General features: G+C 36.5%; 6 protein-coding genes and 1 pseudogene. 3 read left to right on the forward strand and 4 right to left on the reverse strand.

Annotation, left to right across the window (positions count from 1 at the left end; genetic code table 11):
* Positions 1-16 precede the first annotated feature (16 nt).
* The 3 genes and pseudogenes from H0V01_02155 (at position 17) to H0V01_02165 (ending at position 3623) form a co-directional block, all read left to right on the forward strand.
* Positions 17-2353, forward strand: a complete 2337-nt coding sequence (locus tag H0V01_02155) for an SPOR domain-containing protein (protein MBA2582173.1) — start codon at positions 17-19, stop codon at positions 2351-2353.
* A gap of 33 nt (positions 2354-2386) precedes the next feature.
* The gene (locus H0V01_02160; GenBank protein MBA2582174.1) at positions 2387-3313 is read left to right on the forward strand and encodes a DUF3078 domain-containing protein; all 927 of its coding nucleotides are present in this window, start codon (positions 2387-2389) and stop codon (positions 3311-3313) included.
* 190 nt (positions 3314-3503) lie between these two features.
* Positions 3504-3623, forward strand: a pseudogene (locus H0V01_02165) (VacJ family lipoprotein).
* Positions 3624-3810: 187 nt separating this feature from the next.
* On the opposite strand, the gene H0V01_02170 reads toward H0V01_02165, so the two are convergent.
* The 4 genes from H0V01_02170 to H0V01_02185 are packed head-to-tail and all read right to left on the reverse strand — an operon-like array spanning position 3811 to position 15783.
* Positions 3811-4044 (reverse strand): CDGSH iron-sulfur domain-containing protein, encoded by a 234-nt coding sequence (locus tag H0V01_02170; GenBank protein MBA2582175.1) that lies wholly within the window; start codon positions 4042-4044, stop codon positions 3811-3813.
* An 8-nt stretch (positions 4045-4052) separates the two neighbouring features.
* A complete protein-coding gene (locus H0V01_02175; protein MBA2582176.1) occupies positions 4053-5063 on the reverse strand; it encodes a type IX secretion system membrane protein PorP/SprF in 1011 nt (336 codons plus the stop codon).
* A gap of 20 nt (positions 5064-5083) precedes the next feature.
* A complete protein-coding gene (locus tag H0V01_02180) occupies positions 5084-6625 on the reverse strand; it encodes a PD40 domain-containing protein (protein MBA2582177.1) in 1542 nt (513 codons plus the stop codon).
* Positions 6626-6627: 2 nt separating this feature from the next.
* Positions 6628-15783, reverse strand: coding sequence for a PKD domain-containing protein (locus H0V01_02185; protein ID MBA2582178.1), 9156 nt, complete (start codon positions 15781-15783; stop codon positions 6628-6630).
* Positions 15784-15896: the final 113 nt, after the last annotated feature.

A 15896-nucleotide genomic window follows, 5' to 3' on the forward strand; every position in this document is an offset into this window, starting at 1 on the left:
TTATCTGTTTGAGAGAATGAAATTAAATAAGCTTTTTATTATTTTCTCACTTATACTATTAAATATAAGTATTGCATTTGCCCAAGAAAAGGAAAAAAAGGATAATGTTTATTCTCAAAATACAGAAGATGAGGTTACCATTTTTAAACCTACTGCAGGTTTAGGTATCGGAATACTTAGTTACTTTGGAGATGTAGGTTCTGCATCCTTTAAAAACCCTATGACATCCAGATTAGGTTATCAATTTTTAGCTTCTACAAGGCTAAATTCATTTTTTGACATTAATTTACATTTTCTTGTTGGCAAGGTTGAAGCAAATGAAAGATCATTTGAAAGGAATCTAAATTTTCAGGCAGAAATAAGGAGCAGCGGATTAAGTTTATCCTACAATTTTCACCAATTATTACCTAAAAACAGAAAACTTGATCCCTTTGTTTCTCTTGGGATTGAATCTGTTGAATTTTTATCTAAAACAGATATTTATGACAGTCAGGGAAACAGGTATAACTACTGGAGGGATGGCTCTTTAAGGAATTTACCCGAAGAACATCCAAATGCTGTTAATGCAATTCATATTCAAAGAGATTATATTTTTGAAACAGATATCAGGGAGTCCAATATTGATGGGTTTGGAAGGTATTCAGAACGAACTTTTGCAATTCCTGCAGGAATTGGGTTAAGAATGTATCTTTATGATAACCTTGATTTTAAAATAGGTACAACATTCCATTATACTTTCTCCAATTTAATTGATGGAGTTACCGAAAACAGCAAAGGAACAAGAATTGGCAACAGCAAGAACGACCACTTTCTTTACTCTTCGTTTTCATTAAATTACCGTTTTAATTTTAAGAAAAAATCAAAGAAAAAAGAAAACGAAAATACCTATTCTGACGTGGATTATACATCACTTGATGACGAGGACATTGATGCAGATGGTGTTAAAGATTTCAAGGATGATTGCCCTGGAACTCCTTCAGGGGTAAAAGTTAATATAAATGGTTGTCCTCTGGATAATGACAATGATGGTGTTCCTGATTTTCTTGACCAGGAACCAAATACCCATGCAAATGCATTTGTAGATGTAAACGGGGTAACCCTGACTGATGAAGCAATACTTCTGCTCTATGAAACATATATGGATAGTACAGGTAAATTTGCAATAATTACCCGGACCGTATATGAGGCTGAAAAAAGAGCATCCAGTTCTGATCAATATAAAGTTCAATTAGGAATATACAATACAGGAATTCCTCCAGAACTAATAAATAAATTTCTTAGTTTAACAGATATTACCTCAACTGAAAGCCCTTTAGGTACAATTTATTCAGTTGGAAATTATTCCAGTTATAATGATGCGGTGAAACGCAAGAATGAATTACTTAATTCAGGTTTGGAAGAAGCTACTGTTGCTTTAATACGTAATGGAAAATTTATTACTGAAGATGATCCTCGTTTTAATACAACTGTAAAACCCGATAAATCTTCTGTTGCATCTACAAATAACAAATCTGAAAATATTTCACAAAATTTAACAAATGAGACTAACAAAAGTTTAAGCAATAATGAAAATTCAAAATCTAAAACAGAATCCATTTCAAATTCAACAACAAATACAAACGCTGTAAAAGAATCAACCATAAAAACAGATGCTGGTTCAAATACCAACGTTAAAACAACTAACAATACAACCTCAACAAATACAAACAAAGTTTCAGCCAATGGTATAACAGAATTCAACGCCTCCTCCCTGTCTGAAAAGGATCCTGATAACCAAGTAGTTTTCAGGATTCAATTGGGGGCATACAGCCGCAAATTATCGAAAAATATTTTTGAAGGAGTTGACAATTTAATTATGGTTACTTCCGAAGATGGCCTGGTTAGGTACCTATCAGGATCATTCACGGATTACAATGAAGCAGTTAAAGAAAAAATCAATGTCGTTTTAAAAGGTTACAACGGATCATTTATAGTTGCATACAAAAATGGCAAGAGAATTCCTTTAGCCTCGGTGGGAGCAACTAAAACTTCTGCAGAAAATTTGAATGATCCTATAAAGCCTCAAAGTGCTGTTTCAAAAGATTTAATTAAATTTAAAGTGCAAATCGGTGCATTTAAAAATGAAGTTCCAGCAGATATTAGAATCAAGTATAATTCAATAAAAGGCTTGGAAACGCAACAAACTCCTACTGGATTAACCAGATATATTTCAGGCACTTTTTCTGACTACAACCAGGCTGTGAAATTAAAAAATGAGATGATTAATACTTATGGAATTTCCGATGCCTTTATTGTAGCTTATTTTAAAGACCAAATGATTCCAGTACAAGAAGCACTTGAATTGATCAAGTAATCTTGTTTTTTTTACATTTATAATTTACTCCTGGTGAATATCCAATTATCTTTATTAAAAAATACTGTTTTAGTTTTAATTCTTCTACTGCCCTTTAAACTCCTAGCCCAGGAAAACGATCAGGTTCCAGCTGCGGATACAATTCCTATCTGGAGATTTTCAGGTATTTTTAATGCTAATTTCTCACAAGTTCATCTTTCCAATTGGGTTGGAGGAGGAGAAAACTCACAATCAGCTGCTGGTTTGCTTCAGTTAAGAAGCAATTACCTTAAAGAAAAAGCGCAATGGGATAATAGTCTTGAAGTTGGATATGGATTTTTACAAAGCCAAACAAAAGGTTTTTTAAAAACTGATGATAAAATTGACTTTGTATCTAACTATAGTTATAAAGCTTATAAAGACTTCAACTATTCAGCATTATTAAGCTTTAATACACAATTTACCCCAGGATACAGTGATGCAGAGAAAAAGATTCTTATTTCAGATTTTTTGGCTCCTGCCTATTTAATAACATCATTAGGTTTGAATTACAAAAGGGGAGATTTAATAACTATAATGCTATCTCCATTAACTGGCAAATTTACAATTGTAAACCAGCCAGATTTGTCTGCAGCAGGTGCATTTGGAGTAACACCAGGAGAGATAGTAAGGGAAGAGTTTGGATCTTATTTCAAAGCTATGTTTCGCAAAGAAAACATTATTAATAACGTTTCCCTCCAGGTAAAACTTGACCTTTTTTCAAATTACCTTGAAAAACCCGAAAATATTGATGTGAATTGGGAGACTATGGTTATTTTAAAGGTGAACAAATATATAAATGCAAATATTTCTTCTCATCTTATATACGATCATGATATTGAAATTGGGGTGGATACTAATGGTGATGGATTAATAGATTCATCCGGACCACGAACTCAATTTAAGGAAGTTCTAAGCATCGGTTTAACCTTTAAATTTTGATTTTTAATAATTTTTATTTAAAATTTGATTTTCTATTTACCTTAAACTAAAAAATTTAATTATGAAAGTAGTATTGTCATCAATTACTCTATTCCTTGTTTTATTCTCCATAAGTGAAGTAAATGCACAAGAAAAGAGAACTGAAAAATCAGAAGTAAGAGAAGTGAAATCTGAACCTAAAGCAACAGAAACTACACCAGCAACTAGAGCCACTCCCGCAAAAGAAGCAACACCTGCAAAAGAAGCGACTCCTGCAACTAGAGCCACACCGGCAACAAAAACTGCCCCAGCAACTAGGGCTACTCCTGCTAATTCAGAAGAAAAAAAGGTTGCTCCTGCAGAAAAAAAAGCGGAAAAACCAGAAAGCGGAAAATCAAAGGGAGAACCAACCTCAATTTCTGTTTCTGATGATGGACTACCTTCAGACAATAAAAAGTCAGATAAATAATTTATTCTTATTCAGCATAAAAAAAGGCCTCAAAAATTGAGGCCTTTTTTTATGCTGGTTTGTTCGGTGGAGGAAGTATTGTTGCGATTACCTCTGATTGAAATTCACAGCGCTTATGTTCTCCATCGCAAAAAGGTTTATTATTGCTCTTGCCACAACGGCATAAGGATATAACTTTTCGTCCGGATAAACCATAAGCGTTTCCATTAGGATCTAAAAGTTCAAAGTCTCCTTCAATTCTTAATGATCCGTTATTATTTACTGTAATTTTTGTTGACATTATTTTATTTTTTAAAATTTAGGGCAAGGTACAACTATCCTTTTTTTCTTTTTGTTTGCTTTACAAAAAATATAATTCAAAGTAATTTCATGCGCTCCTGCGGTTGAAGTCTTAAGCCGGGAAACAGTGATGTCATAACTATATCCTATTTGGAGTTTATCTACAACAAATCCTGCAAGAAGAGCTACTGCATCATGATTTGAATATCCAGGCTCATAGGCTTTAAAAAGAGGAATTCCACGATACCAGATACCTAAGGTCATAACTGAATAACCATAATAAAGGCCTAAGTCAAGTTGATCAAACTTTCCTTGTGACTTTAAATTAAAAGCAGGATAAATTGCATATTTTCCATCTTTTGAATTAGTTGGTTCATCAAGTTGAATCCTTGTACCTGCATGAAGCGAATATTTTACAGGAACAGTACTTTGATCATTTAAAAGGGATTGATTGGGTCTGTTTAAATGATGGGCAGAAAGTCCAATCCAATAATTTTGTGAATAAACTACTGTGCCTGTAGATAAATCAGCATATAATGCCATTTCAGAGTTATTTGCATGAATTGAAGTAGCTGCTCCCCCTCTTGCTATTTGATCTCCAAAAATAAGATCATTATAATTGATGTTTCTAGAATTAATTCCTCCTTGTAAACCTGCTCTAACCATCCATGTTTTACTAATTGGAACTTCATAGGCATACAACAAATTAATTCCTGTAGATCTCAGCTTACCTGAACCTGCCTTGTCGTTAGTAAATAATACTCCTAAGGAACCATTAAGTGAAGGTAGGTTTTGATCATAGGAGAATGTATAGGATACAAAACTTCCTGGAATGGAAGGCCATTGGTCGCGAAAATTGGAAGACACCTTTGAACAACCATGTATTCCGGTGAAAGCCGGGTTTAAATATGTTTGAGCTGCATAAAACTGGGTGAATTGCATATCCTGCCCCATGCTATCCTGGAAACAAACAATTAGCAGAATTACGCTAAATGCGGTTTTTATGTTTCTATACCTTTTCATCATTTTGCTCTTGTAAACTATTATTTTGTTTCAATTAATTTTAAGGATATAATTGGTGTATGCGAACCAACAATATCAGAAAAGGAATTATAACCCGGGGATTCTACAATTAATCTATACGTTTTACCTGGCTTAATAATCATAATAAACTTTCCTGTAAGTCTATTTGAATTATACATTCCATGTATTGAATTATATTCTTCATCAATAAGTGTAATTGTTGCGGATAAAGGCAATTTATCCTTATTATGAACTGATCCTTTTAAAACAGCTAAATCAAAATTTTCATCTGGTAGAAAAACTTTATAAATATCAGATTTTCCAATTCCAGAAGCTTTTTTTGATGCATAATAACCCACATCTCCGTTAACTGTTAGTACAAAATAAATATCATCCTCCACTGAATTTATTGGATACCCTATATTTTCAGGAGTTGACCAACCATTTTCGTCTTTTATTGTTTTAAAAATATCATATCCACCCATAGTATTATGACCTTTGGAACTAAAATAAAGTGTTTTGCCATCGGGGTGAATAAATGGAGCATCATCATCAAAAGCAGTATTAATTGCAGAACCAAGATTAGAAGCTTTACTCCATAATCCATTAGGCAATTTAACAACTCTATAAATATCCTTACCCCCATAACCTCCAGGACGATTACTTGAAAAATAAAAAATTTCACTGTCCTGGCTAATGCTGGCACTTGATTCCCATCCGTCTACTGAATTGATATCCGGCTCTAATTTTTCAGGTTTTGTCCAATCACTTCCATCATATTTCGATTCATAAATATCACCGCCAGTTAAACTTTGATTTGTACGGTATATAAATAATTTTTCTCCATCAGCCGTTAAGGTTACACTTGCATCATGCCCGCTGGAATTAATGTTGTGGCTTATTCCTTTAGGCTCTGTCCATTCATTTTCAACTTTACGTGAAATATAAATGTCTTCAAAATATTCTTCATAAGGATCAAGTAAACCTCCAGTACTACTTTCCCTTCTTGATGTAAAAATCAATAAATTGCCATCGGCAGATATCAAAGGAGCATAATCATGGTGTAAGGAATTAATTACCGGTCCCATGTTTTCTATTTGCACATTTATCGGTTTCTTAATCCTTTCTTTTGCATTCCGTGTAATTGAAATTTGTCTTTCTATCTCATAATCAACAAAAGATTTCTCGCCTTTTTGATTTCGATATTGATTGTATGATGACAAGGCCTTTTCGAATTCGGCATTTAGGTGGTATAAACATCCTAAATAATAATAACTATCTATTTGATCGTGAAAAGCGGCTCTTTCAAAATAGGGAATAGCATCCTTCTTTTCATTTCCCAGATAATATATACAAACACCAACTTTGAAATTAATTTCACCATTTAATGAATCACTTTTATACAATACCTGATATATTTCCAATGCCTTTTTAAAGCTATTGTACTCAAACAACAAATCAGCTGATTTTTTCAGCCGTTCAGTTTCTTTTTTGTTTTGCTGTGAAAACAATACCTGGACTGAAAGAAATAAAATACTAAGTAAAATAAATAATCTCTTCATAATTATCTTAATAATGTAACATCACCAGCTTTACTAAATACCCTGTTATCATTAAATCGGGCATCAATTTTCCACACATAAACATCCTGCTTACACAATTGCCCACGATAATATCCATCCCAGCCAATTTTTAAATCGAATGTTTCAAAAATCAATTCTCCCCAGCGGTTAAAAATCATCATATGAAAATTTTCTATACCATCTGAGTAGGGAAAGAACACAGAATTATCAAGACTATTAGGATTGTAACTACCACCTGATTGACCAGATGAACTTGGTGTAAATGCATTTGGCACCAAAATATTACCGGTAGCAATAATTTCAAAAGAAGTAGTATCAATACAGCCGTGCTGACTTGTTGTTGTCAGGATAACGGTATAAATACCTGCTGAACTATAAGCATGTTTTGGAAACTCCTGATTAGAAGTAGAACCATCGCCAAAGTCCCAATGATAAGTAGATCCATTGATAGACTTATTATCAAAAATAACTTTTTCAGGAATAAACACTACCGGAGGATTTACTGCAAATGCTGCTTCGGGAATTCCATAAGCATTAACCTCATTTGAAGCCCCCGAAGATGTTGCACTACATCCTCCGGAAGTAGTAGCTACCAGAGTTACGGGGTAATTTCCAGGAACACTATATACATGGTAAGGGTTTTGAAGAGTGGATGTAGTTCCGTCTCCTAGATTCCATTCCCAGCTCGTAACAGGATCGATGGACGAAATTGAAACATCTGAAAATTGCACTGCATGATTAATACAATCATTCCAACCATCTGTTGTTATCTTAACATCTGGAACAGGTTTAAAATCTATTGCAAATGATTCTGTAACCTGCACATTACATTTGCTATTCGTAACTGTAACCGTATACATGGTTGGAGCCATTGGTATTACTACAAATGAGCCAGAACCAACCCATGAAGCATTAGGTGACCATGAATAACTTAATAATGATTGATCTGCGTTTGCAACAGTAGCATAAACTAAGCCCTCATACCCTGGACATAATAGCGGAGTTCCCTCTACAATAAGGTCATCTGGGCCAAGTGAAATTACTGTTACTGTTACTGATGTTGAATTACCAGGACAACCCGCATTATCATATGCCGTAACTGTATATGTAGTATTGGTTTGAGGATTTACAGTATGGCTTGAGGAAATATTCAGTCCATGGCTCCATAAATAAAAATAACCCCCTGCTCCTCCCCCATTTGCTGAGGCCCAAATTGGAGCACTACTTCCTTTACAAATCGATGTATCCGGTGAAACAATAGTAACGACTACACTAGGCTGGGTAATGGTAATTTGTTCAAGAGCAATACAACCTTTACTATCTGTTATGGTAACTGTATAAGTTCCTACAGTTAAATTGGTAGCAGTTTGTGTAATTTGAGTAGGACTGTTGTTCCAACTGTAATTATACGGAGGGGTTCCTCCTGTTCCTTGTCCACTTGCGCTTCCATTGCTTCCACCATTACAACTTACATTCGTTGCATTTACAACCGCTGCATTTAACTGGAAAGGTTGGGTAATTGTAGTATTTGCTGTTTTTGTACAGCCTTTATTATCCATTACAGTTACTTCATATGTTCCAGCTGGCAAATTGGTAGCAGATGCTGTAGTTTGAACAGGAAGGCTATTCCAGGAATAAGTGTATGAAGGAGTTCCGCCATTGGCTAAAACCGTTGCCATACCATTACTACCACCAAAACAATTCACTTGTGATGACCCTGTAATTGAAGCATTCAACGCTTGTGGCTGATTAATTACTACAGATGTCGTATTTTGGCAACCTTTTGAATCTGTTATAGTTACCGTATGAGTTCCTGCAGATAATCCTGTGGCTGTTATTCCAGTATTACCACTGGGGGCCCAGGAATAAATATAGGGAGCAAAACCATTTTGAGGGTTTACAATAGCTGTTCCATCATTTCCTGCAAAACAAGAAACATCAGTTGAATTACTTATTGCCGAGGTAAAGCCTGGTACATTAAGTATTGTTACCTGGGCATTTCTTTGACAACCATTTGCATCCGTAACTATAAATGTATAATTGTTTGGGGTTAGATTAAAGGCATTTATTCCATTTCCTCCGGATGGAGACCAATTATAAATATATGGACTTGTACCACCTGAAACAAATGCATAGGCTTTTCCATCTCCAAGCTGGCAATAAGAATTTTCATAATTTGTTATGTTGGCTTCTAGTAATGTAGGTTGAGTGATAGTTACATTTGTGGCATATGTACAACTATTGGCATCAGTAACAATAACACTATAATTTCCTGCAATTAACCCTGTTGCAGTTTGGTTAATACTATTATTAGACCATTGATAACTATAAGGAGAAGTTCCACCGGAAGGATTTACGGTTGCAGAACCATTGTTTCCATTAAAACATGAAACATTATTTTTAGTAATATTTGCCGCTAATGCTGAAACTGGTTGAATTACAGTTGCTGAATTAATTGTTTGGCAACCTTTACTATCGGTAATAGTTATCTGATATGTTCCTGCAATAAGTCCTGCTGATGTTTGGGTGGTTTGTCCTGAAGGATTCCAAAAGTAGTTATAACCTGCATTACCCCCAGATGCTACAACACTTACTGAACCATTTGCATTTCCATAGCAACCTACCGCCACTGAACTTGTGGTAGAAGTCAAGGTATTAGGTTGAGTTATGGTAACATTGGTCTGAACTGCACAACCATTGGCATCAGTAACAGTAATTAAATATGTTCCTGCTGCCAAATTAGTGGCAGTTGAACTTGATGCTCCTGATGACCAGGAATAACTATATGGTATTACTCCTCCTGAGGAGTATACAGTTGCAGTTCCATTGGCCTGACCATTGCAAATTACATTTACATTGCTCGTTGCTATAATTAACTGTGTCGGCTGTGTTATTGTTACACTTCTTATTATTTGGCACCCATTTGCATCAGTAGCTGTTACCGAATGAGTTCCAGCAGGCAAACCTGCAGCAGTTTGGCCTGTTTGTCCCCCAGCTGATGCCGACCATAAATAAGTATAGCCAGAAGCCCCACCCAAAACATTCATTGTAGCTGCACCATTTGAACCATTATTACAGGAAACATTCTGTTGAGTGGTTGAAGCAGATAATGCGGATGGTTGGGTAACTGTGGTTGAACCGGATATTTGACAATCATTTGCATCTTTCACAATAACTGTATATGTGCCTGAGGTTAAACCAGAAATACTGAAGTTTGAACCTCCTTGAGACCATGAATAAGTATATCCTGGTGTTCCTCCGCTAGGTATGGCAGTTGCACTACCATTAATTCCTCCGTTACAACTTACATTGGTTGAAGTGAGTGAAGAAAAAACAAGACTTGTTGGCTGAGTAATAGATATATTTTGTATGGCCTGGCATCCATTATTATCTGTAACTGTTACTGTATAATTTCCGGCAGCAAGATTTGAGGCAGAATTCCCTGAAGATACAGATGGTGACCAAAAATAACTATAAGGGAAAGTACCTCCATTGGCAATAACAGATGCAGAACCTGTATTTCCCAACATACATGCTACGTTAGTTTGAGAACCAATAGAAACTGTTAGTCCTGAAGAAGGTTGAGTAATTACTGCGGTTGCTTGTTGAATACATCCATTAGCATCAGTAACTGTTACTGTATGGCTTCCTGCAGAAAGTCCAGACGCAAAAGATCCAACCGAGGGTGAAGTGTTCCAGGAATAACTATAAGTAGTAGTACCACCAGAAACTAAAACAGATGCAGTTCCATTGTTGCCTCCAAAACAACTTACGTTAGAAGTATTGCCAATTAAGGCATTTAGTTGAGTTGGCTGTGAAATATTTGCAATGTTATTAACAGTACAACCATTTGCATCGGTTACTGTTACTGAATAAGAGTTAGCATTTAAGCCAGATACTGTTTGAGTTATAGCATTAGTTGACCATAAATAACTATATCCTGGTGTTCCTCCGCTAGGATTTATGGTAGCAGTGCCATTGAATCCTCCAGTACAGGAAACATTAGTTACTGATTGGGTAGCGGTTAATGGAGAAGCGGGCTGAGTAATTATTGCAGTTCCAGAACTAACCACACAGGATTTTGCATCCATAACAGTTGCAGTATATGTTCCTTCAGTTAAACCTGTTACTGAAGCTGAAGTATACCCACCTGGACTCCATAAATAAGTGTAATTTGGTGTTCCTCCATCAGGCACTACAGTAACAGAACCACCATTTCCACCAAAGCATAAAACATGAGAAGTAACAGATGAGGTTGCTGTCATTAAAGTAGGTTGGGTAATTAGTATTGTAACAGTTGTATCACAATTGTTGGAGTCTGCTATAGTTACTGTATATGTTCCTGCACTTAAACCTGTTGCAATAGAATCTGTACCTCCAGAAGGCGACCACAAATAGGTATAGGGCGAACTTCCTAAAGCTGGAGAGCTACCTGAGGCTGTAACAGTAGCTGTTCCGTTGCTTCCTCCATTACACGAAACATTCGTTTTAGAAGTTACAATTTGATATTGAGCCGGTTGTGATATTTCCGGATTTGTTGTAGCAAGACCCTGACAACCATTAACATCTGTAACAGTAACGATATATACTCCAGCACTTAATCCATTAGCTATTGTATCAAATTGAGCAGGAGTAGTATTCCAGGAATAAGTATATGGAGGAGTGCCTCCAATTTGCCCTACAATTGCATAACCATCAGTTCCTCCATAGCATGTAACATTTTTAGTTTCATAAATAATAGCTGATGGTCCTGCAAAATTATTTAGAATGGCCGTACCTTGATTGGTACATCCTACTGCATCTGTTATTGTTACTGGATAGGCTCCTGCACCAATATTATTTATAGAAGAGGTTATCGCCCCAGAGGCTGTCCACAAATAAGTATATCCAGGTATACCCCCACTGGCTGAAACTGAAGCCTCTCCATTGTTTAAATTACAAGTAGCATCTGTTACCGATATGGTTAAAACAATTTCAATTCCTTGCCCAACAACAATTTGGTTTGAAAAGGTACAATTATTTTCATCTGTTATATAAACTGTATATGTTCCTGCAGTTAAATTTGAAATTGTTGGTGTAGTCCCACCTCCTGGAACCCATTGATAATTATAAGGAGCTGTACCACCTGAAGGTGCAACAGTTGCACTTCCATTAGATCCATTAAAGCAGGTTGCAGGAGTTGAAGACATTCCCCCTGAAAGAGCTGCTGAAGGTTGGCCTATTATTATATTTACAACTACCCCACAACTATTCGCGTCTGTAACGGTTGCTGTATAATTACCTGCCAAAAGATTATTTTCTACAGAAGCTGATCCTCCTGAAGACCAACCATAGGAATATGGAGATGTTCCCCCCATAACCGAAACGGAGGCGAAACCATCATTAAAGCCGAAACAACTTACATCACTAATTGATCCAACAATAGCATCAAGAACTGGAGGTTCAGTGATTATTGCATTTTCAATAAATACGCAGCCATTTGCATCTGTTATAGTTACAGTATAAACACCTGCAGGAACTCCAGATATTCCTGCATTAGTTCCTGGAATATTCCAGGTGAAAGAATAGGGTGATGTGCCACCAGCTGGAGTAACAATTGCTGCTCCATTACTTCCTCCGTTACAGGAAACAGGTGTTACATTTATAGTTGCAGTTAAAGGCACAACAGGCTCGTTTATTACAACAGAAGAACTCGTTGTACAACCTTTGTAATCAGTAACCGTTACTGAATAAGTTCCCTGGCTTAATCCTGTTACTGTTGGTGAAGTTGCCCCTCCTGGAGTCCATTCATATTCGTATAAACCGTTTCCTCCTATTGGAACAGCTGTTGCAGTTCCATCGGAACCATTAAAGCAGTTCACATCTGTTGAATTAATGGAAACAACTAATAAATCGGGCTCTGGAACTATTACAGTTTCAAAAGCCATGCAATTGTTTTGATCTGCAACTGTTATTGTATAAGTTCCTGAAGGGAGATTTGATTGAGTGGAAATTGTACTTCCACTTGACCATGAATAGGATACTGTTCCTGTTCCACCTGATACAATAGCTTCAACAACACCATTACTTTCCCCAAAACAATTTACATCAGTTACAATTATAGATAAATCTAGTGTATCTGGTTCTGTAATGCTTACATTTAATATAACCTCACAACCCAAATTATCTGTACCTGTTACAGAATAAGCTCCTGCAATTAAGCCTGTAGCTGTTTGTCCAACTTGAGCTCCAGGAGACCATAAATAGGAGTATGGCAATGTTCCACCTGTAAGATTTAATGTAGCATTTCCTGTATTTCCACCCTTACACAATACATTTGAACTTATTATTTCACCCTCAAGTATAACAGGCTGTGTTATTTCAGCTATGGCTGTTTCCACACAACCATTATCATCTGTAACTGTTACTGTAAATGTCCCTTCATAAAGAACTGATGCAATATTTCCGGTACCACCATAAGGCAGCCAGGAATAGGAATACCCAGGTGTTCCACCGGTTGGACTAACTGAAGCAGAACCGTCATTTCCGGCATTACAACTTACATTGGTTTCAGTTATTGCTAATATAAGTTGTGTTGGCTCAATTATGGTAATTACAATTGTTTCTTCACAACCATTGTCGTCAGTTACACCCACAGTATATATACCGGCAAGCAAAGAGGAAGCATTTTCTGATAAGGAAACACTTGGTGACCAGTTATATGTATAAGGTGAAGTGCCTCCTGAAGCAACTATTTGAGCTGTTCCATTTGATCCTTCAAAACATGACACATTGGTTTGAGTGGATATAAGTGTTAATGGCCCTAATGGTTCTGCAACAACAGAAGTACTTTGATCAATACATCCATTTAAATCTGTTACAGTAACAGTGTAGTTGCCAGCCTGTAAACCAGAAGCTATGTTTGAGTTTCCTCCTGAAGGTGCCCAGCTATAAGTATAACCAGGAGTACCACCACTTACCAGTACTGAAGCTGATCCGTCATTTCCCCCAAAACAACTTACATTATTAATAACTCCTTCAACTGCTATTAATTCGGTAGGTTCTGTAACTGTAGTGAACATTACAAAGGAACAACCCTTATTATCCAATACTGTTACAGAATAAGTTCCAGCTGTTAATCCAGTTATAGTTGAACCTGTTTGTCCATTGGACCATTGATAGGAATAGGGTGAGGTTCCTCCTTGAACATTTACCAGAACACTTCCATTATTTCCGTTAAGACATGAAACATTTGTTACTGTGGTTATGGCTGTTAAAGAATCTGTAGGTTGGGTAATGATTACATTGGCAATTCCCTGGCAACCATTATTATCAGTTACAGTAATAACATACGAACCTGCAACAAGCCCATTAGCTGTTGGAGCAGAACCACCATAAGGAGTCCAGACATAGGAATAAGGCAAGGTTCCTCCGGTAACTCCAACTGTTGCCCAACCATCTGCTCCATTATAGCAACTTACATTATCTTTACTTGTAATTGTTGAAACTATAACTGGTGGTTGTGTTATGGTATATGAAGGAGATATTGTACAACCATTGGCATCAGTAATTGTAACGGAATAGGTTCCTATTGGAACATTACCCGAGGAGGACGAAGTAGAGTTGTTATGAGACCAGGAATAAGTCCAGGGTGGGGTTCCACCATAGGGGGTTACAGTAATGTTTCCATTACTCCCCAAAAAACAGGAAACATTTGTTATAACAGCTGTTTGAGTCAAGGTGTCAGGCTGGGTTATTAATGCGTTTTCTGTTTTAAAACAACCATTACCATCTGTAATAGTTACAGTATATGTTCCTGGAGCCAAACCTGTAGCAGTTTGATTATTTTGTACAGGTATTGTATTCCAGGAAAAAGAATATGGAATTGTTGTTCCTGTTATATTAGCCGTAGCGGTCCCGTTGTTTGCTCCGTTACAAGTTACATTTGATGCATTGATAACGGCACTGCCTTGAAAATTTACAAGGTTTATCACCATTTGATCTGATACAGCTGGACAAGTTCCATTACCAGTTGTTGTGAGTGTAAGGGTGATTGAACCATTGGCAATTTCAGTGGCAGTGGGTGTATAGCTTGCATTTAACGTTGTATTACCAGGGTTAAAAACTCCCGCTCCACCACTCCATATTCCTCCGCTAGCAGCCTGAACGCTTCCATTTAATGTTGCAACAGGATTTTGGGCGCAAACAATAATATCAGGCCCTGCATTACTTAATATTGTTGAATTAAATTGAGTAACAGTAATGGATGCAGAAGTTGGAGGACAACCCGAAACATCTCCAACAATTACACTATAAGTGCCAGGGCCAACAAATATGGATTGAGAGGTTGCTCCTGTGTTCCAAATATAATTGTATGGCGGACTTCCTCCTATTCCATTTGCTGTAATTGTTGTTCCCGCTTGACCAAAACAAACAGTTGGATTTTGCGGCTGAATATTTGCAAATAGGGTAGGATTAAATGTAACAGTAGAATTAAAACAAACAGGGGTTGTAATACAACCACCTAAAGGTAAACCACAAACCTGGTAAGTAATTGAAGGGGGATAACCAGGCTGAGCAGTTACATTAGTAGTTAAACAGCCTAATGTGCAACTTAAGTAATTGTTATATGCACCCGACACTCCCGGAGAAACTGAGTTCCAGGTAACTGTTGAGGCAATAAAACCAGCCGCTGATAAAGATCCATTACAACCATCATTAAGTATTATTGAAGATGGAGATGAGGGTGCAGGAAGGGCTGTAATACCATAAGTATTCTGATTGTTACCCGGCTTACAAAATGTTAAACTATGTGGCCCTACCCCATTCAAGCAAATAGGGCTTCCAATTTGAGTAAGTGGACCGCAATTAATTTGATAATAAAGTGCTCCAGGTGGCACAGCTCCGCTTAGAATTTGAAAATTAATTCCAACTGAACCTGGATCTAAAGTTATAATAAACCTAACACACTTATCAGGATTAGTGGTTCCACAACAATTATCATTTCTGATTACAGGTGGACTAACCCATAAACTATCCACACTACCGGTTAGGTTAGCAATAAATGTTGGTACGTTAGGTCCGCACTGTGCTTTTACACTATTAACTTGTAATAGATATAAAACCGCAAACAAAAGTATAATGTAGAGTTGTTTCATAATTGACAAGTTTAATATTGGTAATTGATACGTGCTGAAAAAAAATAGGTTTAGGAATTTAACCTTTGTTTTTTAACAATTTTATTCAAATCAATGATTTCAGAAGCTTTCAA

The organism is Bacteroidota bacterium (assembly GCA_013696965.1).
Lineage (GTDB): Bacteria > Bacteroidota > Bacteroidia > JACCXN01 > JACCXN01 > JACCXN01.